This is a genomic window from Streptomyces rubellomurinus (assembly GCF_000961885.1).
GTDB lineage: Bacteria > Actinomycetota > Actinomycetes > Streptomycetales > Streptomycetaceae > Kitasatospora > Kitasatospora rubellomurina.
The window spans coordinates 87,332-107,827 of record NZ_JZKH01000012.1 but is presented as its reverse complement, the minus strand read 5'-3'; the positions used below and the strand labels follow the sequence as shown (position 1 = coordinate 107,827).

At 73.8% G+C, this 20,496-nt stretch carries 20 protein-coding genes; 10 read left to right on the top strand and 10 right to left on the bottom strand.

Annotation, left to right across the window (positions count from 1 at the left end; translation table 11 throughout):
• Nucleotides 1–144: 144 nt before the first annotated feature.
• Nucleotides 145–1,356, top strand: coding sequence for an alpha/beta hydrolase (locus VM95_RS08910; RefSeq protein WP_045693760.1), 1,212 nt, complete (start codon nucleotides 145–147; stop codon nucleotides 1,354–1,356).
• Between the two features lie 17 nt (nucleotides 1,357–1,373).
• Here VM95_RS08910 and VM95_RS08905 read toward each other — a convergent pair whose 3' ends face one another.
• Complete coding sequence (locus VM95_RS08905) at nucleotides 1,374–2,372, bottom strand: helix-turn-helix transcriptional regulator (RefSeq protein ID WP_045693758.1); 999 nt, start codon at nucleotides 2,370–2,372, stop codon at nucleotides 1,374–1,376.
• A gap of 102 nt (nucleotides 2,373–2,474) precedes the next feature.
• On the opposite strand from VM95_RS08905, the gene VM95_RS08900 reads away from it, so the two are divergent.
• Nucleotides 2,475–3,053 carry a TIGR03086 family metal-binding protein gene (locus VM95_RS08900; protein WP_045693756.1) on the top strand — a complete coding sequence of 193 codons (579 nt, stop codon included), beginning with the start codon at nucleotides 2,475–2,477 and terminating at the stop codon, nucleotides 3,051–3,053.
• A gap of 102 nt (nucleotides 3,054–3,155) precedes the next feature.
• On the opposite strand, the gene VM95_RS08895 is transcribed toward VM95_RS08900, so the two are convergent.
• Both VM95_RS08895 and VM95_RS08890 read right to left on the bottom strand, forming a co-directional pair.
• Nucleotides 3,156–4,169, bottom strand: coding sequence for an aldo/keto reductase (locus VM95_RS08895; RefSeq protein WP_045693834.1), 1,014 nt, complete (start codon nucleotides 4,167–4,169; stop codon nucleotides 3,156–3,158).
• Nucleotides 4,166–4,669: a MerR family transcriptional regulator gene (locus tag VM95_RS08890; RefSeq protein ID WP_063773469.1), complete on the bottom strand. Its 504-nt coding sequence runs from the start codon at nucleotides 4,667–4,669 to the stop codon at nucleotides 4,166–4,168. Before VM95_RS08890 ends, VM95_RS08895 begins: the two co-directional genes overlap by 4 nt.
• A gap of 134 nt (nucleotides 4,670–4,803) precedes the next feature.
• On the opposite strand from VM95_RS08890, the gene VM95_RS08885 reads away from it, so the two are divergent.
• A complete protein-coding gene (locus VM95_RS08885) occupies nucleotides 4,804–5,637 on the top strand; it encodes a serine hydrolase domain-containing protein (protein WP_045693755.1) in 834 nt (277 codons plus the stop codon).
• Nucleotides 5,638–5,695: 58 nt separating this feature from the next.
• On the opposite strand, the gene VM95_RS41305 is transcribed toward VM95_RS08885, so the two are convergent.
• Entirely contained in the window at nucleotides 5,696–6,472 is a 777-nt protein-coding gene (locus VM95_RS41305) for a pirin family protein (protein WP_045693753.1), read from the bottom strand.
• Nucleotides 6,473–6,680: 208 nt separating this feature from the next.
• Between VM95_RS41305 and VM95_RS08875 the strand changes: the two genes are divergently transcribed.
• From VM95_RS08875 to fabF, 5 genes are all read left to right on the top strand, one after another.
• The gene (locus VM95_RS08875) at nucleotides 6,681–7,877 is read left to right on the top strand and encodes a PucR family transcriptional regulator (protein ID WP_045693832.1); all 1,197 of its coding nucleotides are present in this window, start codon (nucleotides 6,681–6,683) and stop codon (nucleotides 7,875–7,877) included.
• A gap of 91 nt (nucleotides 7,878–7,968) precedes the next feature.
• The gene (locus VM95_RS08870) at nucleotides 7,969–8,919 is read left to right on the top strand and encodes an ACP S-malonyltransferase (protein ID WP_045693749.1); all 951 of its coding nucleotides are present in this window, start codon (nucleotides 7,969–7,971) and stop codon (nucleotides 8,917–8,919) included.
• Nucleotides 8,916–9,947: a beta-ketoacyl-ACP synthase III gene (locus VM95_RS08865; RefSeq protein WP_045693747.1), complete on the top strand. Its 1,032-nt coding sequence runs from the start codon at nucleotides 8,916–8,918 to the stop codon at nucleotides 9,945–9,947. The genes VM95_RS08870 and VM95_RS08865 overlap by 4 nt, the downstream gene beginning before the upstream one ends.
• Before the next feature lie 80 nt (nucleotides 9,948–10,027).
• Entirely contained in the window at nucleotides 10,028–10,270 is a 243-nt protein-coding gene (locus VM95_RS08860) for an acyl carrier protein (RefSeq protein WP_045693745.1), read from the top strand.
• 184 nt (nucleotides 10,271–10,454) lie between these two features.
• Nucleotides 10,455–11,720 (top strand): beta-ketoacyl-ACP synthase II, encoded by a 1,266-nt coding sequence (gene fabF, locus VM95_RS08855; protein ID WP_045693742.1) that lies wholly within the window; start codon nucleotides 10,455–10,457, stop codon nucleotides 11,718–11,720.
• 65 nt (nucleotides 11,721–11,785) lie between these two features.
• On the opposite strand, the gene VM95_RS08850 is transcribed toward fabF, so the two are convergent.
• Together VM95_RS08850 and VM95_RS08845 are read right to left on the bottom strand one after the other, a co-directional pair.
• A complete protein-coding gene (locus tag VM95_RS08850; RefSeq protein WP_045693740.1) occupies nucleotides 11,786–12,280 on the bottom strand; it encodes a DUF3145 domain-containing protein in 495 nt (164 codons plus the stop codon).
• A 368-nt stretch (nucleotides 12,281–12,648) separates the two neighbouring features.
• Nucleotides 12,649–13,674 (bottom strand): NADP-dependent oxidoreductase, encoded by a 1,026-nt coding sequence (locus VM95_RS08845; protein WP_045693738.1) that lies wholly within the window; start codon nucleotides 13,672–13,674, stop codon nucleotides 12,649–12,651.
• 103 nt (nucleotides 13,675–13,777) lie between these two features.
• On the opposite strand from VM95_RS08845, the gene VM95_RS08840 reads away from it, so the two are divergent.
• Together VM95_RS08840 and VM95_RS45115 are read left to right on the top strand one after the other, a co-directional pair.
• Nucleotides 13,778–14,242, top strand: a complete 465-nt coding sequence (locus VM95_RS08840) for a MarR family winged helix-turn-helix transcriptional regulator (protein ID WP_045693736.1) — start codon at nucleotides 13,778–13,780, stop codon at nucleotides 14,240–14,242.
• Nucleotides 14,243–14,363: 121 nt separating this feature from the next.
• Nucleotides 14,364–15,890, top strand: coding sequence for an LCP family protein (locus VM95_RS45115; RefSeq protein WP_045693735.1), 1,527 nt, complete (start codon nucleotides 14,364–14,366; stop codon nucleotides 15,888–15,890).
• Nucleotides 15,891–16,446: 556 nt separating this feature from the next.
• Here VM95_RS45115 and VM95_RS08830 read toward each other — a convergent pair.
• The 4 genes from VM95_RS08830 to VM95_RS08815 all read right to left on the bottom strand — a co-directional run bounded on the left by VM95_RS08830 (nucleotide 16,447) and on the right by VM95_RS08815 (nucleotide 20,496).
• The gene (locus VM95_RS08830) at nucleotides 16,447–17,370 is read right to left on the bottom strand and encodes a 1-aminocyclopropane-1-carboxylate deaminase/D-cysteine desulfhydrase (protein WP_045693734.1); all 924 of its coding nucleotides are present in this window, start codon (nucleotides 17,368–17,370) and stop codon (nucleotides 16,447–16,449) included.
• Between the two features lie 378 nt (nucleotides 17,371–17,748).
• On the bottom strand, nucleotides 17,749–18,384 hold the full coding sequence (locus VM95_RS08825; RefSeq protein ID WP_045693831.1) for a response regulator: 636 nt from the start codon (nucleotides 18,382–18,384) through the stop codon (nucleotides 17,749–17,751).
• A gap of 28 nt (nucleotides 18,385–18,412) precedes the next feature.
• Nucleotides 18,413–19,702, bottom strand: a complete 1,290-nt coding sequence (locus VM95_RS44200) for a sensor histidine kinase (protein WP_045693731.1) — start codon at nucleotides 19,700–19,702, stop codon at nucleotides 18,413–18,415.
• A complete protein-coding gene (locus VM95_RS08815) occupies nucleotides 19,699–20,496 on the bottom strand; it encodes an ABC transporter permease (RefSeq protein WP_208615423.1) in 798 nt (265 codons plus the stop codon). The genes VM95_RS44200 and VM95_RS08815 overlap by 4 nt, the downstream gene beginning before the upstream one ends.

Below are 20,496 nucleotides of genomic sequence, written 5' to 3'. Positions count from 1 at the left end.
GGTTCATGTGAGCCATCCCACAGTTTGGTCGGGTCCGTCACCCTCCCGTGACCTCTAGGCTTGCGCAGGGAAGTTCAGCAGTCCTCATAGACACCCTCCGGGCGCCGCCCGCGAAACGGTGACGGGCCCAAGGGAGTTGGTGCGGTGCGCAACCGTCGACGCTGGAAGCGGGTACTGGTCGGGGCGTTCGCGGGCTGCGCCGTGCTCGCCGACGCCGGTGCGGCAGCCGCCCAGGCCGCCGCCGCCACCGAGCAGCTGGCGATCAGCACCCCGCCGGCCGGCAGCGCCGCCTGGGTCCAGGACCACAGCTTCGGCCACGGCCTGCCCGACCCGGCCACCACCAGCCCTGCCACCGCCGCCGAGTTCTTCGCCTCCCTCGCCCCCACCGAGCTGGACCGGCTGATCAAGGCCTACCCGCTGGTCGTCGGCAACTTCGACGGCGCCCCGCTGGACCTGCGCTACCGCGCCAACAAGATCGCCCTCGCCGAGGAACGGGACCGCGCCCGGGCCCGCGCCGCCGACCCCAAGCTGGACTCGGACGCCCGCGCGCTGGCCGTCTCGCGCGCCAACGACGTCGAGCACCTGCTCGCCCCCGAGCGTCAGATCCTCGCCTTCGACCCGCGCGGCCGCGGCCTCGTCACCGAGGTGTGGGGCGACCTGGCGGACGCCGAGCGGATCTCCGTGGTCGTCCCCGGCTCGGACGCCGACCTCGGCCACTTCGACCAGGCCGCCGAACCGCTGCGCTCCCCGGCCGGCATGGCCCGCGCCCTGCACGCCGAGGAGCAGCGCCAGGCCCCGGGCATCCGGACCGCGGTGATCGCCTGGACCGGCTACGTCACCCCCTCCGGCCTCGGCCCGGACGCCGCGACCTCCCGGCTCGCCGACGTCGGCGCGCCCCGGCTGCAGCGACTGCTCGCCGGGCTGCACGAGACCACCCGGCCGGACGCGCCCCCGGCGCTGCTGTGCCACTCGTACGGCTCGGTGGTCTGCGGCAACGCGGCCCCGGAGATCCCGCGCGCGGCCGCCTCGCCGTCCGACACCTCCGGCATCACCGACATGATGGTGTTCGGCAGCCCCGGCATGGGCGTGCAGAGCACCGGCGAGCTCGGCGGCGGCGTGCACGTCTGGGCCACCCGCAACCCCAGCGACTGGATCGGCAACGTCCCGTTCCTGGAGGTCGGCGGCCTCGGCCACGGCGCCGACCCGACCGCGAGCGGCTTCGGCGCCGAGCAGATCTCCTCGGCCCGCGCGTCCGGCCACAACGGCTACTTCACGGACGGCACGGACAGCCTGCACAACTTCGCGGCGATCTCGCTCGGCCACTACCAGGACGTCGTCCGCAACCCCGACTCCTAGTCCTGCCCGCCCAACTCCTAGTCCTGGTAGAGCCGTAGGGCCTCCGCCGCCGCCCGCGCCAGCTCCCGCCGGGCGGCCGGCGGGGCCAGCACCTCGACGTCCGCGCCGAAGGCGAGCAGCATCCGGACGGCCGGCAGGGCCGGGAAGGCCAGCGCCAGCTCGGCCCACTCCCCGCACGCCCCGGGGTTCACCCCGCTCCCCGGCTCCGGCGGCGGCGCGGTGAGCCGGCTCCCGTGGATGCGCAGGAACATGTCCAGCCGCCCGCGCCGGACCCGCACCCGCACCGGCACGTCCTTCGGCACCCGCTCCACCTGCTCGCGCAGCGCCGCCCACACCTCGCCGAGCCCCACCCCCGGGCGGCGCCGCACCACCTCCTCGGTGGTCTCGGCGGCCAGGATCCGGTCGGCCCGGAACAGCCGCGGCTCGCCGTGCAGGTCGGCCACCAGGTACCAGACCGAGGCCTTGCTCACCAGCCCGTACGGGTCCACCGCGTACTCCACCGGCGCGGGGGTGCCGCTGTGCCGGTAGCGCAGCCGCAGCCGGCGGTCGGCGAAGACGGCGTACTGCAACTCCCCCAGGTCCGGCCCGGTGCCGGGCGCGGCCCCGGCCGGGGCGTTCTGCATCCAGCGGGCCGGGTCGACCAGGATCCGCTCGCTGACCCGCTCGGCGGCCGGGCGGTGCGGCGCGGGCAGCGCCGCCATCACCTTGCGCAGCGCGGAGCCGAGCGCGCCCTCCAGCCCGAGGTCACTGTGCGCGCTCTGGGCGGAGAGGACGAACAGCGCGCGGGCCTCGTCGACGGTCATCCCGGTGACGTCCGTGCGGTAGCCGGGCAGCAGCCGGATGCCGCCGTGCCGCCCGCGTTCGCTGAACACGGGCACCCCGGCGACGGACAGCGACTCCACGTCGCGGTAGATGGTGCGGACGGACACCTCCAGCCGTTCGGCGAGCTCGGTGGCGGGCACCCGGCCCCGGGTCTGGAGCAGCAGCAGGATCGAGAGCAGACGGTCGGCCTTCATGAACCAGAGAATTCCAGCAATCCTGACGGCAGTTGTCAGGTTTTACTGGGAGATTGCTCTCCGCAAGGCCAACTTCCCCTCGACAGCACGGAGCTGACCACCATGACCGCCGTCCAGGACGCCCGCCCGCAGTACCACGCCGCCCTCGACCAGCTGGAGCGGCTGGTCGCGACGGTCACCCCGGCCGACCTCGACCGGCCCACGCCCTGCGAGGAGTTCACGCTCCGCCAGCTGCTGAACCACGTGATCGGCGCCACCCACCGCTTCGCCTACATGGGCGAGGGCGGCCGCGCCGAGGACATCGTCCCGGCCATCGAGGACCCGTCCGACGACGGCTGGCAGGCCGCGCTGGGCCGCGTCCGCACCCGGGTGACCGCCGCCTGGGCGGAGGACGCCAAGCTCGGCCGCCCGACCTTCGCGCCCTGGGGCGAGGCGCCCGGCGGCGCCGTGGTCGGCGCCTACCTGATGGAGACGGTGACCCACACCTGGGACATCGCGAAGTCCCTCGACAACGGCTTCGTGCTGGACGAGGGCCTGTCGGGCGCGGCGCTGGGCATGGCCCAGCTCGTGCTGCCGGCCGGGCACCGCAGCGAGGACTTCCCGTTCGGCCAGGTCCAGCCGGTCGCCGAGGACGCCGACGTGCACACCCGTCTGGCCGCCTTCCTGGGCCGCAGGGCCTGACCCGGCACGACCGACCCGGCGCAACCGACCCGGCGCGGCCGCCCCCGGCACCGACAGCCGGGCCGGGGAGCCCCGCCGGAGGCTCCCCGGGCCCGTCCCCCGCTACTCCCGACCGACGTGGGTGAAGCCCATGTCGCTGTAGCGGTCGCCCGCCACCGCGCCGCCGATCGGCTCCAGCAGCGCCAGCTCCTCGGCGGTCAGCCGCAGCGCGACCGCCCCGGCGTTCTCGACCAGCCGGGTGCGCTTGCGGGTGCCCGGGATCGGCACCACGGTCAGCCCGTGCACCTCGGCCCGCTGCTGCACCCAGGCCAGCGCGACCTGCGCGAGCGTCGCACCGCGCGCCGCCGCGACCTCCCGCAGCGGGGCGAGCAGGTCGCCGTTGGCCGCCGCGTTGTCCCCGGTGAAGCGCGGCTGGCTGCGCCGGAAGTCGTCCGCCGCGAGCTGGTCGGCGGCCTGGAAGGAGCCGGTCAGGAAGCCCCGCCCGAGCGGGGAGTACGGCACGAAGCCGACGCCCAGCTCGGCGGCGACCGGCACGACCGTGCCCTCGACGTCCCGGGAGAACACCGACCACTCGGTCTGCACCGCGGCGATCGGGTGGACGGCGTGCGCCTCGCGCAGCTCGCCGGCGCTCACCTCGGACAGCCCGAGGTGACGCACCTTGCCCGCCGTCACCAACTCGGCCATGGCGCCCACCGATTCGGCGATCGGCACCCGCGGGTCGCGGCGGTGCATGTAGTAGAGGTCGATCTCGTCCACGCCGAGCCGGCGCAGCGAGGCGTCGACGGCGGAGCGGATGTACGCCGGGTCGTTGCGGACGGCCCGGTAGGTCGGGTCGTCCTCCTTGCGCTCGATGGCGAACTTGGTGGCGAGCACCACCTTGTCGCGGTTGGCCCGGACGAACGGGCCGATGAACTCCTCGTTGCGGCCGAAGCCGTACATGTCGGCGGTGTCGAACAGGGTGACGCCGGTCTCCAGCGCGGCGCCCAGGGTGGCGAGCGCCTCGTCGGTGTCGGTCGGCCCGTAGAACTCGCTCATGCCCATGCAGCCGAGGCCCTGGACGCCGACGAGCGGGCCATCGGTGCCGAGCTGGACGGTGGGGAGGAGGGGGTTGGTCATGCGCTCGGCTCTTCCTCTGTTCGGTGGTACTGGCACTGGACGGGGTCGCCGGTGTCGTCGAGGACGTTCCCGGCGTAGAGATCGATCTTGTGGTCGAGCACGGCGAGGGTGGCCTGCAGGTCGACGATCTTCCGCCGGACCTCCTCGCGCTGGTCGACCAGCAGCTGGCGCCGCTCGTCGTACGTCTGGCGGCCCCGGCGGGACAGGTCGACGTAGGTGAGCATGTCCGCCACCGACATGCCGGTCAGCCGCAGCCGGCCCAGGAACGCCAGCCGGTGCAGGTCGGCGTCGCAGTAGCGGCGCTGGCCGCCGGCCACCCGGTCGACCGGGTCGAGCAGGCCGATCCGCTCGTACCAGCGCAGGGTGTGCGCGGTCAGGCCGCTGGCGGCGGAGACCTCGCTGATGGTGTGCCGCGGCGTCCGGTCCGGTTCGCCCACCGGCAGGGCGAACACCTCGGCGCAGCTGCGCAGTTCGGCCCGGACGGGCACGGGTGTGGCCATGGACGTTCCCCCTGTGCGGTGCGACCTCTGCGGTGCGAGCCCTGCGGTGCGACGTGACGACGCTATCGAGTTGGAGTGCACTCCAAGCAAGCGTCCGCTCCGGGTGCCCGCGGCACCCGGCTAGAGTCGGTGGCATGGAGAGCTTGCGGATGATCGAGAACTGGCCGGTGCCCAACGCCGCCGCGGCGGTGGTGCGGGGGTCGGACGGCGCGGTGCTGGGCGCGCACGGGCCGCAGCAGCAGCTGTTCCCGCTCGCGTCGGTGACCAAGCTGCTCAGCTCGTACGCGGCGCTGGTCGCCGTCGAGGAGGGCGTGTTCGAGCTGGACGACCCGGCCGGCCCGCCCGGATCGACCGTGCGGCACCTGCTCGCGCACACCTCCGGCCTGGGCTTCGACGAGGACCGGGTGTTCGCCGAGCCCGGCAACCGCCGGCTCTACTCCAACGCGGGCTTCGACGCGCTGGCCCACGCGCTGTCCGAGGCCGCCGGGATCGCGTTCCACCGGTACGCCGCCGAGGCGGTGTTCGAGCCGCTGGGCATGAACGACACCCTGATCAACACCGCGCACAAGTCCCCGGCCGGCGCCGGCGGCCTGTCCACCGTCGCGGACCTCGCCCGGTTCGCCGCCGAGCTGCAGGCGCCCAAGCTGCTCGACCCGTCCACCGTCCGGCGGGCCACCCGCGAGGTCGCCTTCCCGGGCACCTCCGGCGTGCTGCCCGGCTACGGCCACCGCCGTCCGAACGACTGGGGCCTCGGCTTCGAGATCCGCGGCGCCAAGTCCCCGCACTGGACGGGCACCACCAACTCCCCCGCCACCTTCGGCCACTTCGGCCAGTCCGGCACCTTCCTGTGGGTCGACCCGCAGGCCGGCGCGGCCTGCATCGCGCTCACCGACCGGGACTTCGGGCCGTGGGCCGCCGAGGCCTGGCCGCCCTTCTCGGACGCCGTCCTGGCCGAGCTGCGCAACTAGGCCCTCTCTTTCGGATCTTTGCCTGATCCGACAAGATCCAAAAGAGAGGACCTGAGGATCAGCCGTACGAGACCGGCGAGTGCATCTCCCAGAGCAGGAGTTCGGCGCCGGTCTCCCCCGCGGTCGGGTCGGCGAAGGCCTCGCCGGTGATCCGCACGCTGTCGCCGGGCTCCATCGAGCGGCCGCCGCCCTTGGGCCCGGGGACGGTCCGGTAGCCGAGCGAGCCGGCCGTCAGGTGCGCGTACCGCCAGGGCGCCTCGGGCAGTTCGGGCAGCGGTTGCCAGGGGCCCGCGGTGGCCAGCCAGAGCGCCGCGTCCCCGCGGCGCAGCCGCAGGGCGTCCGTGCCGGCGTCGCGCTCCAGCCCGGAGGCGAGCAGCGTCAACCCGCCGTCCGCCGGTTCCACCTTGCGCAGCCCGTACGCCGGGGCGGCGTCGAACTCGTCCGGCTGGAGCCACATCTGGACGAAGCGCACCGGGCCGGTGGCGCCGCCGACGTTGCGCTCGGTGTGGGTGACGCCGGAGCCGGCGCTGAGGTGCTGGACCATCCCGGGCCGGACGACGCCGCTGTGCCCGTACGAGTCCCGGTGCGCCAGCGCGCCCTCCAGCACCCAGGTGAGGATCTCGGTGTCCCGGTGCTTGTGCTCCTCGAACCCGGCGCCGGGGGCGAGCAGTTCCTCGTTGCAGGCGAGCAGCGCGCCGAAGTGGGTGTTCTTCGGGTCGTAGTGCCCGGAGAAGGAGAAGGCGTGCCGGGTCTCGACGCCCTCGGCCGGGGTGGAGCGGTAGCGTTCGGCGGTGCGCCGCAGGTCGGCACGGCCGCGGTCTGGGGCCTCAGTCACGGCCCCACGGTAATGGGTGTGACCCTTGCCACCGCACCGCTGGTCCGGGGGTGTGCGCGAGCAGTCACTCGCGTGAGGCAGTCTTGTCCTTGTGCCAGCCGCCTCCGCGAACTCCAAGAGCGAACCCAACCCCGCCGCACCCGAACCGGTCGGGAAGACCCCGGCCGCGAGGACCGGCCGCGACCGCCCCGGGCGCGCGGCGCCCCGCCTGACCGCCCAGGAGCGCAGAAACGCCGCCGAGCGGGCCGAGCGACGGGCGGCGACGCTCAAGCGGCTGGAGAAGTCCTCGGGCAAACTGGCCACCGCCGCGATCTCCCGGATGGACGACCAGCTGGGCTGGTACCGCCGGATGCCGCCGGAGCACCGCTCCTGGATCGGCCTGGTCGCCCAGGCCGGCATCGCCGCCTTCACCGAGTGGTACCGCCACCCCGACGCCGCGCAGGCGATCTCCACCGACGTCTTCGGCACCGCCCCGCGCGAGCTGACCAGAGCCATCACGCTGCGCCAGACCGTCGAGCTGATCCGCACCACGATCGAGGTGATGGAGGAGGCCATCGAGGAGGTGGCCGCCCCCGGCGACGAGGCGGACATGCGCGAGTCGGTGCTGGTGTACGCCCGGGAGATCGCCTTCGCGACCGCCCAGGTGTACGCCCAGGCGGCCGAGGCGCGCGGCGCCTGGGACGCCCGGCTGGAGGCGCTGGTGGTCAACTCGCTGCTGTCCGGCGACGCCGACGAGGGCGTGCTCTCGCGCGCCGCGGCGCTCGGCTGGGGCCAGCCCAGCCAGGTCCGGGTGGTGATGGGCAGCGCGCCGGACGGTGACAGCGAGCTGGTGGTGGAGGCGATCCGCCGGGCCGCCCGGTACGCCAAGCTGCACGTGCTGACCGGGGTGCTGGGCAAGCGCCTGGTGGTCGTGGTCGGCGGCGAGAAGGAGCCGGTGCACGCGGCCCGGGCGCTGATCGGCCAGTTCGCGCCGGGCCCGGTGGTGGTCGGCCCGACCGTGCCGGACCTGCTCTCGGCGACCCGCTCGGCGCACGCCGCGGCGGCCGGTCTGCGGGCCTGCGCGGCCTGGCCGGACGCGCCCCGCCCGGTGCTGGCGGACGACCTGCTGCCGGAACGGGCACTGGCCGGGGACCAGGCCGCCCGGCGCCAGCTGGTGGAGGAGATCTACACACCGCTGGACGAGGCGGGCTCGGCGCTGCTGGAGACGCTGAGTGTCTACCTGGAGCAGGCGTCCTCCCTGGAGGGCGCGGCCCGGATGCTCTTCGTCCACCCCAACACGGTTCGCTACCGGCTCCGACGCGTGACCGACGTCACGGGGTACGCCCCCTCCGACGTACGTTCGGCGTTCACGCTCCGGATCGCGCTGGCCCTCGGCCGGCTCGCGGACGCGGGGGAGCCCGGCTGACTCCGGGTGTAGGGACCATACAATCCCGGATGGTTTTCTTCGTTACCGTCGCCTACCCGCCCCTGGGCGCCTGGCGAGAGAGGGTTGAACCGTGCTCGTAATCGTCGCCCCTGGACAGGGTGCCCAGTCCCCCGGATTCCTCAGCCCCTGGCTCGAACTCGACGGTGTCGCCGACCGTCTGCGCCGCTGGTCGGAGGTCGCCGAACTGGATCTGGTGCACGCCGGTACCGAGGCCTCCGCCGAGGAGATCAAGGACACCGCCGTCGCCCAGCCGCTGCTGGTCGCCGCCGGGCTGATGGCTGCCCGTGAGCTGTTCCCGGACGAGGCCGTCGCCCGCAAGCTGGTCGGCGCCGTCGCCGGTCACAGCGTCGGCGAGATCACCGCCGCCGCGGCCGCCGGGGTGCTGAACGCGCACGACGCGCTGACCTTCGTCCGTGAGCGCGGCCGGGCGATGGCCGAGGCCGCCGCCGTCACCGAGACCGGCATGATCGCCGTGCTCGGCGGCGACCCGGAGGTCGTCGCGGCGAAGCTGGCCGAGCACGGCCTGACCGCGGCCAACAACAACGGCGGCGGCCAGATCGTCGCCGCCGGCACGCTGGCCCAGCTGGAGGCCCTGAAGGCGGACCCGCCGGCCGGCGCCAAGATGGTCGCGCTGAAGGTGGCCGGTGCCTTCCACACCGAGCACATGGCCCCGGGCGTCGCCCGGCTGGCCGAGCTCGCCCCGAGCCTGACCGTGGCGGACCCGCAGGTCCGGTACGTGTCCAACCAGGACGGCGGGGTCGTGGACTCCGGCGCCGAGGTGCTGTCGCGCCTGGTGTCGCAGGTCTCCAACCCGGTCCGCTGGGACCTCTGCATGGAGTCCTTCGGCCGGCTGGGCGCCACGGCCGTGATCGAGCTGTCCCCGGCGGGGACCCTCACCGCGCTGCTGAAGCGCAACCTCAAGGGCGTGGCGACGCTGGCCCTGAAGACCCCCGCCGACCTGGACAAGGCCCGCGCCCTGATCGAGGAGCACGCGGGCGAGCAGCAGGAGGACCAGGCATGAGCAAGCCGCAGATCCGCCCGGCGTCCGGTGCGCAGTACTCGCGCATCCACGGCGTCGGCGGCTACCGCCCGGTCCGGGTGATCCCCAATGCCGAGGTCCTGGAGTGGATCGACTCCTCGGACGAGTGGATCCGCACCCGCAGCGGGATCGAGCAGCGCCGCTGGGCCGGCCCGGAGGAGTCCGTCTCCGAGATGTCGGTGCAGGCCGCCGGCAAGGCGATCGCCCAGGCCGGCATCGCCCCGGAGCAGATCGGCGGCGTGATCGTCGCGACGGTCTCGCACCTCAAGCAGACCCCCGCGATCGCCACCGAGATCGCCGAGCGGCTGGGCTGCGGCACGGCCCCGGCCTTCGACATCTCGGCCGCCTGCGCCGGCTTCGGCTACGGCCTGGGCCTGGCGGACGGCATGATCCGCGGCGGCAACGCCGAGTACGTGCTGGTGATCGGCGTCGAGCGGCTGAGCGACCTGACCGACAAGTCGGACCGCTCGACCGCGTTCATCTTCGGCGACGGCGCCGGCGCCGCGATCGTCGGCCCGTCCGACAGCCCCGGCATCGGCAAGCTGATCTGGGGCTCGGACGGCTCGCAGAAGGACGTCATCTCGCAGACCCAGGCCTGGGACACCGCCTTCGCCCAGCCCGGTGCGATCAACGGCACCGGTGACGAGGTGAAGTGGCCCGCGCTGCGGATGGAGGGCCAGCCGGTCTTCCGCTGGGCGGTCTGGGAGATGGCCAAGGTGGCCCAGCAGGCGCTGGACGCCGCCGGGATCACCGCCGACCAGCTCGGCGCCTTCATCCCGCACCAGGCCAACATGCGGATCACCGACGCCATGATCAAGGCGCTCAAGCTGCCCGCGTCGGTGCCGGTCGCCCGCGACATCGCCGAGACCGGCAACACCTCCGCGGCGTCCATCCCGCTGGCGATGGAGCGGATGCTGGAGAGCGGCGAGGCCCGCAGCGGCGACCTCGCACTGATCATCGGGTTCGGGGCGGGTCTCGTCTACGCGGCGACAGTCGTTACGCTCCCCTAGGCACGTATCGCCCCACCACCCACAAGCCCGCACCCGGCCGCCGGTCGGATGCGTTCAACACCTGTAGAGGAGCAGCCAGTATGGCTACCAAGGACGAGGTTCTGGAAGGTCTCGCCGAGATCGTCAACGAGATCGCCGGCATCCCGACCGAGGACGTCCAGCTCGACAAGTCCTTCACCGACGACCTGGACGTCGACTCGCTGTCCATGGTCGAGGTCGTCGTGGCCGCCGAGGAGCGTTTCGACGTCAAGATCCCGGACGACGAGGTCAAGAACCTGAAGACCGTCGGCGACGCGGTGGACTACATCCTCGCCCACGCCTGAGCGATCGACGCGTTCGATCCCTCCGATCCGTCCGGCGGCTCACCCGCCCCGGACGGATGACCGGTCGGCCCGACTCGCCCCGAGTCAGGCCGGCCCACCGGCCGGGACGCCCCACCGGGCGCCCGGCCGGGCCCATCTTTCGGCTCGCCGCCGACCGCACGCAACGTGAGAGAAGAAGAAACCAGTGACCGCTGAAAACCGCACCGTGGTCGTCACGGGTATCGGCGCCTTCACGCCGCTGGGCGGCGACGCCGCCACCACCTGGGAGAACCTGGTCGCCGGGCGCTCCGGAGTGGCGGCCCTGACCGAGGAATGGGCCGCCGACCTGCCCGTCCGGATCGCCGCGCGCACCGCCGTCGAGCCGGGCGAGATCCTGCCCCGCCCGCTGGCCCGCAAGCTGGACCGCTCCGCGCAGTTCGCGCTGATCGCCGCCCGCGAGGCCTGGGCCGACGCAGGCTACGACGGCCCGGCCACCGACGAGGCCTCCAAGCTGGCCCCGGAGCGCCTGGGCGCGGTCATCGCCTCCGGCATCGGCGGCGTGACCACCCTGCTCGACCAGTACGACGTGCTGCGCGAGAAGGGTGCCCGCAAGGTCTCCCCGCACACCGTGCCGATGCTCATGCCCAACTCCCCGGCGGCCAACGTCGGCCTGGAGGTCGGCGCCCGCGCCGGTGTGCACACCCCCGTCTCCGCCTGCGCCTCCGGCGCCGAGGCGATCGGCTACGCGATCGAGATGATCCGCAGCGGCCGCGCCGACGTCGTGGTGGCCGGCGGCACCGAGGCGGCGATCCACCCGCTGCCGATCGCCGCGTTCGCCAACATGATGGCGATGTCCAAGAACAACGACGAGCCCGAGCGCGCCTCGCGCCCGTACGACAAGGCCCGGGACGGCTTCGTGCTGGGCGAGGGCGCGGGCGTCGTGGTGCTGGAGTCGGCCGAGCACGCCGAGGCGCGCGGTGCCCGGATCTACTGCGAGGCCGTGGGCCAGGGCCTGTCCTCGGACGCCCACCACATCGCCCAGCCCGAGCCGACCGGCGCCGGCGTGGCCCGCGCGCTGGCCGACCTCTTCGAGCGCAACGAGCTGGACAAGGCCGAGATCGTGCACGTCAACGCGCACGCCACCTCGACCCCGCAGGGCGACACCGCCGAGCTGAAGGCGCTGCGCAAGGAGCTGGGCGACGACCTCGACCACATCGCCGTCTCGGCCACCAAGTCGATGACCGGCCACCTGCTGGGCGGCGCCGGCGGCATCGAGACCGTCGCCACCGTGCTGGCGCTGTACCACCGCGTCGCCCCGCCGACCATCAACGTCGAGGAGCTGGACGACGACGTGGAGGCGGACATCGTGCGCGACGAGGCCCGCAAGCTGCCCGAGGGCCGGATCGCCGCGCTGAACAACTCGTTCGGCTTCGGCGGCCACAACGTGGTGCTGGCGTTCCGCAGCCGCTGACGCACCCGGGACGGCACACGGAAGGGGCCGGCGCTCGTGACGAGCACCGGCCCCTTCCGCCGTTCCTAGACCACCTGGTGCAGCCAGCGCACCGGCGCGCCCTCGCCCGCGTACCGGAACGGCTCCAGCTCGTCGTCCCAGGGCTTGCCGAGCAGCCGGGAGATCTCGGTCTCCAGGTCGGCGCCCTCGCTGCGGGCGCGCAGCAGCACGGCGCGCAACCGGTCCTCGGGGATGAGGATGTCGCCGTGGATGCCCGTGACGGCGTGGAAGATGCCGAGCGAGGGCGTGCTGCTGTACCGCTCGCCCTCCGCCGTGGCGCAGGGCTCGCTGGTGACCTCGTACCGCATCAGCTGCCAGCCGCGCAGCGCGGAGGCGAGCTTCGAGGCCGTGCCGGGCTCCCCCTGCCAGGAGAGTTCGGCACGCCAGTGCCCGGGCGAGGCCGGCTGGCGGATCCAGTCCAGGCTCACCCGAACCCCGAGCACCCCCGCGACGGCCCACTCGACGTGCGGGCACAGCGCGCGGGGCGCGGAGTGGATGTAGAGAACTCCACGTGTCGTCACCGGGACCTCCAGGCTGTGGACGAGGGTCGCCTTCCCCAGCTGCCTCGTGCCTGCAGTCGATCCACGATCACTGATCCACGTTTACCCACGTTAGCTGACATTAAGCCACTAAATTGAGCAAAACGGACAGGCTTTCGCTCAATGCTAGTCGAATCCCCGACGGGGTCCACCCTTCGGTCGGATCTCTCCCCCGAACGGCCCCATCACTGGGCGAGACCCACCGTACCGCGCCCGGCCACAGGTCGACTGACGCACTTTCGAATCCGGCCGGAATGCGGTAGTGAGGCCCGATCCCCTGCGCCGTGCACGCGAACCGCCCCGCGCGCCCCGGTTCGGGCGGGCGGGGCGGTCAGCTTCCTGACGTGGAGTCAGCCCTCCAGGCGGACGACCATCTTGCCGGTGTTGACGCCGCGCAGCAGGTCGAGGAAGGCCTCGGCGGTGTTCTCGAAGCCGTCCACCACGGTTTCCTCGCCGCGCAGTTCGCCGGACCGCAGCCAACCGGCCACCTCGGCGACGAACTGCGGCTGCAGGGCGTCGTGGTCGCGCACGAGCATGCCCTCCAGGCGCAGCCGCTTGCCGATCGCCAGGGCGAGGTTGCGCGGGGCGGCGGGCGCGGTGGTCTCGTTGTACTGGGCGATCGCGCCGCAGAGCACCGCGCGGCCGTGCACGGTCAGGGCGCCGATCGCGGCCTCCAGGTGGTCGCCGCCGACGTTGTCGAAGTAGAGGTCGATGCCGTCCGGGGCCGCCTTCGCCAGCTGCTCGGCGACCGGGGCGTCCTTGTAGTTGAACGCGGCGTCGAAGCCGTACTCGTCCACCAGCTTGGCGACCTTCTCCGCCGAGCCGGCCGAACCGACCACCAGCGAGGCGCCCTTGAGCTTGGCGATCTGGCCGACCAGCGAGCCGACCGCGCCGGCCGCGCCGGAGACGAAGACCTTGTCGCCCTCCTTGAGGCCGCCGACCGCGAGCAGGCCGGCGTAGGCGGTCATGCCGGGCATGCCGAGCACGCCGAGGTAGGCGGAGAGCGGCGCGGCCTGCGGGTCGACCTTGACGGCGTGCCGGGCGTCCAGCGTCGCGTACTCGCGCCAGCCGAGGCCGTGCAGCACCGCGTCGCCCGGGGCGAAGGCCTCGTCGCCGGAGGCGACCACGTAGCCGACCGCGCCGCCGTCCATCGCCTTGCCGAGCTGGAACGGCGGGACGTACGACTTCACGTCGTTCATCCGGCCGCGCATGTAGGGGTCGACGGAGAGGAAGGCGTTGCGGACCAGGATCTCGCCCGGGCCCGGGGTCCGGACCGGGGCCTCGACCAGGGCGAAGTCGGTCGGCACCGGCCAGCCCTGCGGGCGGGCGGCGAGGTGCCATTCACGGGCGGCGGCGGGGACGGCCTGCTCTGCCATGACGGGTGCTCCTTGGGGGTTCGGCGCATGAAAGGTTGACCAACTGAAGTAACCATGGGCATGAAAGGTTCATGATGTCAACTTTTCAGGTAGACTCGGCGGCATGGAAACCCAGCCGACCCAGGCCGCCACGGCGGAGCCCGACGAGATCACCCGCGAGGTCGTCGACCTGATGGCGAACCTGGTCGCACTCTTCCACCGGGAGTACGAGGAGGCCGCCGCCGCCCGTTCGCTCACCGGCGCCCAGGCCAAGGTGCTCGCCCTGCTGCGGCGCGGCCCGATGCCGATGCGCCAGATCGCCCAGACGCTCAGCTGCGAGCCGTCCAACATCACCGGCATCGTCGACCGGCTCGAAACCCGCGGCTTCGTCACCCGCGCCGCCGACCGGCAGGACCGCCGGGTCAAGCTGGTCGCCGCCACCGACACCGGCGCCGCCGCCTCCGAGGAACTGCGCGAGTCGCTGAACTTCGCCCGCGAGCCGCTGGCCGCGCTCGGCCACGACGAGCGGGCCGTCCTGCGCGACCTGCTCCAGCGGATGCTCGCGGGCGCCGCCGGGCCCGGCGCGTGACCAGGATCACAACCCGCGGGCGCCAATCGGGCCCCGCCCGGCGGTAACCGAACCGCCCGCCTGAACGTCTAAAGTTCGAACGTCTGTCGAACGAAGAAGCTGAAGGCGGGGGGCTCGGAGGATGAGCAGCAGCACGCGCAGGCGCCGCTACCTGCGGACCGCCATCGGCCTGGCAGCCGTCCTGGTGCTGTCGGTCGTCGGCGCCGGCGCCTGGTTCTACCACCGGCTGGACAGCAACATCACCACCTTCGACGCGGGCGGCGTCGCCACCGAGCGCCCGCCCGCGCCCGTCCCGGCCTCGCCCGGCGCCCAGGTGCCGGTGAACGTCCTGCTGCTCGGCTCGGACACCCGGGACGACGGCAACAACTCGCTCGCCGGCGGCGACGAGGGCGTCGGCAACTCGGACACCGCGATCCTGGTGCACGTCTACGCCGACCACAAGCACGCGGTCGGCGTCTCGATCCCCCGCGACACCCTGGTCACCATCCCGTCCTGCAAGCTGGCGGACGGCACCTGGACCAAGCCCCGGACCGACCAGATGTTCAACTCGGCGTTCGGCATCGGCGAATCCCCCAAGGGCAACCCGGCCTGCACCCAGAACACCGTGGAGGCGATCACCGGGCTGCGGATCGACCACACCATCGTGGTCGACTTCAAGGGCGCCGCCGCGATGACCGACGCCATCGGCGGCGTGGACGCCTGCGTGCCCAACGACGTCGACCAGTACGGCATCCACCTCAAGAAGGGCCTGCAGAAGCTCTCCGGGCAGTCCGCGGTCGACTACCTGCGAATACGCCACGGCATCGGCGACAACTCCGACATCGGCCGGATGAAGCGCCAGCAGGCCTTCCTCTCCTCGATGATCAAGAAGGTCCAGGACCAGGGCTTCTCACTGCCCACCCTGCTGCCGCTGGCCGACGCGGCCACCAAGTCGCTCACCGTGGACGAGGGGCTGGGCACCGCGATGAAGCTGGTGGACTTCGCCCGCTCGGTCTCCGACATCAAGCTCTCCGACGTCACCTTCGTCACCGCCCCCTGGCGCTTCGCCGGGGACCGGGTGCGGCTCGTCCAGCCGGACGCCGACACCCTGTGGAAGCTGCTGCGCGAGGACCGCACCCTGGACGGGCACAGCACCTCCGGCACCGGCCAGGTCACCGCCACCCCCAGCCCGACCGCCACCGCCCCGACCGGCACCGCCCCGACCGGGCCGCTCACCGCCGAACAGGCCGGCGCGCCGATCACCGTGGTCAACGGCGTCGGCACCTCCGGACTCGCCGGCTCCGGCGCCGAGGCGCTCAAGGCCCGCGGCTTCCACAACATCACGCTCGGCGCCAACACCCCCGGCCAACAGCACACCGAGATCGCGTACGACCCCGCCCTGAAGGCCACCGCCGACCAGGTCGCCGCCCTCTTCCCCGGCGCCCGAACAGTCGAGGCACCCGGCTCCGAGGCGATCACCCTCACCCTCGGCCCGGACTACGCGCCGACCCCCGGGACCAAGCTCGACTCGGTCACCACCCCGACCACCGGCCCCGGTACGGGCGGCAGTGCGGGCCCGAGCAGCGCCCCCAGCGGGGTGCCCACCGGGATAGCGGAGAACACCCGCGGCGCCGACACCGACCCGTGCGCCAACCTGACCTTCGGCTGACCGGCGGCACGGGCGCATGCCGGGCGGCGGTCTCCTGACCGCCCGCCCACGTGCCTGCGCACCCCTGTGATCCCACGGCCCGCGCGCGATGACAGCGCGCGGGCCCAGCAGAGAATCGCCTGGCCACCGCGCCAGGAAGCGTCACGGCCTGCGCGCCGCCAGGCCGAGGAACCGGGCGCCCCTGCGATCCCGAGGCCCGCGCGCGGTTACGGCGCGGGCCGATCGTCGGCGCATCTCCCGGCCGCCACCCTGCGCGCCGCCGGGCCGAGGAACTGGGCGCCCCTGCGATCCCGAGGCGCACGCCCGGTTACGGCGCGGGCCGATCGTCGGCGCATCTCCCGGCCGCCACCAGCTTGCGCGTCACGAGGCAGAGGCCACGGCACCTCCCGGGCCACCCGGCCAAGGACCTGCGTGCCCTGCGATCCGGAGACCCGCGCGCGATTGCAGCGCGCGGGCCCAGCGGGGAATCGCCCGGCCACCGCGCCGGGAGATTCTCCGCATGTGCGTCGCGAGGCCGAGGTGACGGCAGGTCCAGGGCCGCCCGGACGGGTGGGGCCTACTCAGGGTCCGGTAGGCCGGTGACCACGGCGGTCAGCCGGGTCCCGGGTGGGAAGGCGCCGGTGGCGGCCAGGTCGGCCAGTGCCGCCAGTAGCTTGGCGACGTAGCGCAGTTCCACCGGGACGCCGTGCCGCTGCTCGAACTCGGCGGCGAAGGAGGCGAGTTCGACGGGCACCCGGCCGTAGCCGCCGCCGTGGTGCCCGTGGTCGATCCGCCAGTTCGCGAACTCCCGGCCGTAGGCGGCCCGGTGCAGCCGGGCGACCTCCGCCTCCAGGTAGCCCTCGCCGCCGCGCAGCACGGCCACGCCGAGCGCCCGCGCGCCGGGCGGCAGGCCGGCCGCGATGCCGGCCAGGGTGCCGCCGGTGCCGACCGGGCAGCACACCACGTCGCGCTCGCCCAGGTCGGGCAGCTCGGCCGGGATCGTGGCGGCGCCGGTCACCGCGAGCGCGTTGGAACCGCCCTCGGGGAGCACCAGGCAGGGCTCCCAGCGGCGCCACGGCGCATCAGCGGTGGCGGTGGAAGCCCCGGAGCCGTCCGCCCGGCCGGTGGCCTCGCGGTACTCGGCCCGGGTCAGGAACTCCAGCCGCATCCCGGCCCGTTCGGCGGCCCGCAGCGACCAGTTGCGCGGCCGGTCGGCCAGTTCCGCGCCGCGCACCAGCCCGACGCTCTCCAGCCCGAGCGCGGCGGCCGCGGCCGCGACGGCCCGCAGGTGGGTGGAGTAGGCGCCGCCGAAGGTGAGCAGCCGGGTGTGGCCCTGCTCGACCGCCGCGGCCAGGTTCGGCGCGAGCTTGCGCCACTTGTTGCCGGGGACGGCCGGGTGGAGCAGGTCGTCGCGCTTGAGCCGCAGCTCCACCCCCGCGCGGGCGAACACCTCGTCGGTGCAGTCCACCAGCGGAGTCGGCAGCAGGACGGGTTCGAGCATCCCGCCAGGCTAGGGCGTGCCCGCCGACTCCCGCCAAGCGGGGGGACGCCCCGGCGCGTGTGGTCGTCGGCCACACACCGGCCGCGAGACGCCCGTGCTGCCAGGCCGAGCAGGCTCCAGCCCGATACCGACCGGCTGACTCGGCACGGGTGGACCGCGAGGCAGCAGACGGACGACCGGCGCCGGGCGTGCGCCAGACCGGTACGCCATCGGCGGCGGGCCGTCCGGCACGCGCGGCCAAACTCGCCCCGGCCCCGTCGACTCGACACCGGGACGAGACCGGGTGCCGCGCTGCCGGGCCGACCGGCAGCGCGGGGCCGGACGCGGCCCGGCCCGGGGCCGGGCTCGCCGCCCAGCCCGGCGACGGGCGGCGCGCCGCTAGCGGGGCCGGGTGGGGGTGAGGAGGCCGAGGTTGTAGCCGGCGGCGACGGCGGAGGCGCGGTCCTTGACGTCGAGCTTGCTGTAGATGTGGATCAGGTGGGTCTTCACGGTGGCCTCGCTGATGAACAGGCGGGCCGCGGCCTCCCGGTTGGTGGCACCGGAGGCGACCAGGTGCAGCACCTCCACCTCGCGCGGGCTGAGGGCTTCGCGGGCCGGGTCGGGGGCGGGCTCGCGGACCTGGCCGAGGAGTTTGGCGGCGACGGTGGGGGCGATCACCGAGGCGCCCCGGGCGGCCTCCCGGACGGCGTGGAACAGCTCGTCCCGGGCCGCGTCCTTGAGCAGGTAGCCGGTGGCCCCGGCCCGGACGGCGGGCAGCACGTCGGCGTCGGTGTCGTAGGTGGTGAGCACCAGGACCCGTGCGGGCAGGCCGCGTTCGGCCATCTCGCGGATCGTCGTGACGCCGTCCATCCGGGGCATCCGCAGGTCCATCAGCACGACGTCGGGCCGCAGTGCGGCGATCATCGGCAGCGCCTCGGCGCCGTCGCCGGCCTCGCCGACCACCTCGAAGCCGGGGGCGGCGGTGAACATGCCGCGCAGCCCGTCCCGGACCACGGGGTGGTCGTCCACCAGCATCAGTCTGATCGTCGTCCCGTCCACGCCTCTACTCCTCCATGCTGATCGCCGGCAGGGTCGCGGACACCGTGGTGCCGGTGCCCGGTTCGGTCTCCAGGTCGAGCCGCCCGCCGAGCCGTTCGGCGCGGCGACGCATCAGGCCGAGACCGTAGCCGCCGCCGGTGGCCCGGGAGGCGGGTTCGGCGGCCGGGTCGAAGCCGATGCCGTCGTCCCGGACGTCCAGGGTGACCAGGCCGGGCATGTACGACAGGGTCAGCCCGACGCGGGAGGCCTTCGCGTACTTGGCGGCGTTGGCCAGCGACTCCTGGGCGATCCGCAGCAGTGTCACCTCGACCTCGGGGTGCAGCGGCCGGGCCTCGCCGGTGACGGTCAGCCCGGCGGCGGTGTCGTTGTGCCGCCGCCACTGCTCGGCGAGGTCGGCCAGCGCCTCGGGCAGGGCGGCTCGTTCCAGTTCGATCGGGCGCAGCGCGTGGACGGCCCGGCGAGCCTGGGTGAGGCTGTCGCGGGCGAGCGCGGCGGCGTTGTCCAGGTGGCGCTGCCACTGCTCGGCCGGGGCGTCCTGTTCGCGGGCGCCCTCGGCGGCCTGCAGCTGGGTGACGATCCCGGCGAGGCCCTGGGCGACGGTGTCGTGCAGTTCGCGGGCGAGCCGGCGGCGTTCGTCGGCGGCCCCGGCCTCGCGGGCCTGGACCAGGAGTTGGGCGTGCAGTCCGGCGTTCTCGGCCAGCATCTCGGTCAACTGCCGGTTGGCTTTGGCGAGTTCGGCGTTGGAGGCCTTGCGGCGGGAGCTCAGCCGTTCGGTGATCTCGCTCAGCGTCACGAGCACCGCGACGATGACCAGGTTGAAGGCGAGGACGGCCAGGAAGCCGCCGACCTGGGCGGCGGTCTGCGGCACCACCCCGCCGCTCTGGGCGAGCGAGCTGGGCACGGTGGTGACGGCCACCCCGACCGCGCGGGCCCGGCCGCGCAGGTAGCGGACGGCCTGCAGGCAGCCGGTGAAGGCGAAGAAGCCGAAGGCCGGGTGGTCCAGGACCAGGACGGTGATCAGCAGCAGCAGGACGGCGAAGTGGGCTTCGGCGTACCGGGCGCGGCCGTCCGGGCCGGGCCGCCGGTCCAGCACCAGGCGCAGTGCCAGCCACAGGAACGCGGCGGCCGCCGCCGGGAGGACGGCGGCGGCGGAGCGCGAGGTCGGGGTCGGCGCGGAGAGGGCCAGGGCCAGGGCGAAGAGCAGCGCGCCGAAGCAGACCGGGCCGATCGCTCGTTGCAACCGGCCCTGCCAGGCTTCGAGGTCCACCTCGTCGGCGGCCCGTTCCTTGATCATTCCCACCGGAACAGCTTGGCAGCCGCACCGCCGGCGAGCAGCGCGTACGCGGCGAGTGTGAGCAGGCCCACGATGTGCGGGAAGTGGCCGTTCCAGGAGTCCTGGAGGGTCTGGACGGCGGCGCCGCTCGGGGTGAAGTCGCCGATCCGGTTGAGGAAGCCGGGCATGAACTCGCGGGGCAGCCAGATCCCCGAGAAGAACATCATCGGGAAGAAGGCGAGGGCGCCGACCGCGTTGCCGGCCTTGGCGGAGGGGACGGCCGAGGCGAGCAGCAGGCCGACCGACAGCATCGCGGCGGCGGCGAGCAGGAAGGCCAGCAGGAAGCCCAGCGGCTGCTTCGGCAGCGCGACCCCGAGCACCGGCCCGGCGAGCACCACCAGCAGCACCGAGCCGGCCGCGATGGCCAGGTAGAGCGGCAGCAGGGCGCCGAACAGCAGCGCCGGGCGGACCGGGCTGGCGGACATCCGGCGCAGCACGCCGCGCTCGCGGTAGGCGGCGAGCAGTGAGGGCAGCGCGTTGAGCCCGAGCAGCATCAGGGTGAAGACGGCGAGGATCGGCGCGTACAGCTGGATGGTGCTCATGCCGTGCATGTCCGGCGAGGTCTTGCGCAGCGACGGGACGGAGCCGAGCACGAGCAGCAGGGCGACGGGGAAGCCGAGGCTGAAGAAGGCGGTCAGCGGGTCGCGCAGGAACAGGCGGGCCTCGGCGACGGCCAGCCGGCGGACGGCGTTGACGGTCGGGGCGGTGCGGCGGGTGGGGCCGGTGCTGCGGGTCTCGGTCATGGCGATGCTCAC

Bases quoted from the DNA above. Each gene is read 5' to 3' on its own strand.
- VM95_RS08905 (WP_045693758.1), bottom strand. From the start codon at position 2,372: ATGAAGGCCGACCGTCTGCTCTCGATCCTGCTGCTGCTCCAGACCCGG.
- VM95_RS08900 (WP_045693756.1), top strand. From the start codon at position 2,475: ATGACCGCCGTCCAGGACGCCCGCCCGCAGTACCACGCCGCCCTCGAC.
- VM95_RS08845 (WP_045693738.1), bottom strand. From the start codon at position 13,674: ATGGCAGAGCAGGCCGTCCCCGCCGCCGCCCGTGAATGGCACCTCGCC.
- VM95_RS08840 (WP_045693736.1), top strand. From the start codon at position 13,778: ATGGAAACCCAGCCGACCCAGGCCGCCACGGCGGAGCCCGACGAGATC.
- VM95_RS45115 (WP_045693735.1), top strand. From the start codon at position 14,364: ATGAGCAGCAGCACGCGCAGGCGCCGCTACCTGCGGACCGCCATCGGC.
- VM95_RS08895 (WP_045693834.1), bottom strand. From the start codon at position 4,169: ATGACCAACCCCCTCCTCCCCACCGTCCAGCTCGGCACCGATGGCCCG.
- VM95_RS08865 (WP_045693747.1), top strand. From the start codon at position 8,916: ATGAGCAAGCCGCAGATCCGCCCGGCGTCCGGTGCGCAGTACTCGCGC.
- VM95_RS08830 (WP_045693734.1), bottom strand. From the start codon at position 17,370: ATGCTCGAACCCGTCCTGCTGCCGACTCCGCTGGTGGACTGCACCGAC.
- VM95_RS08890 (WP_063773469.1), bottom strand. From the start codon at position 4,669: ATGGCCACACCCGTGCCCGTCCGGGCCGAACTGCGCAGCTGCGCCGAG.
- VM95_RS44200 (WP_045693731.1), bottom strand. From the start codon at position 19,702: ATGATCAAGGAACGGGCCGCCGACGAGGTGGACCTCGAAGCCTGGCAG.
- VM95_RS08825 (WP_045693831.1), bottom strand. From the start codon at position 18,384: ATGCTGGTGGACGACCACCCCGTGGTCCGGGACGGGCTGCGCGGCATG.
- VM95_RS08885 (WP_045693755.1), top strand. From the start codon at position 4,804: ATGGAGAGCTTGCGGATGATCGAGAACTGGCCGGTGCCCAACGCCGCC.
- VM95_RS08860 (WP_045693745.1), top strand. From the start codon at position 10,028: ATGGCTACCAAGGACGAGGTTCTGGAAGGTCTCGCCGAGATCGTCAAC.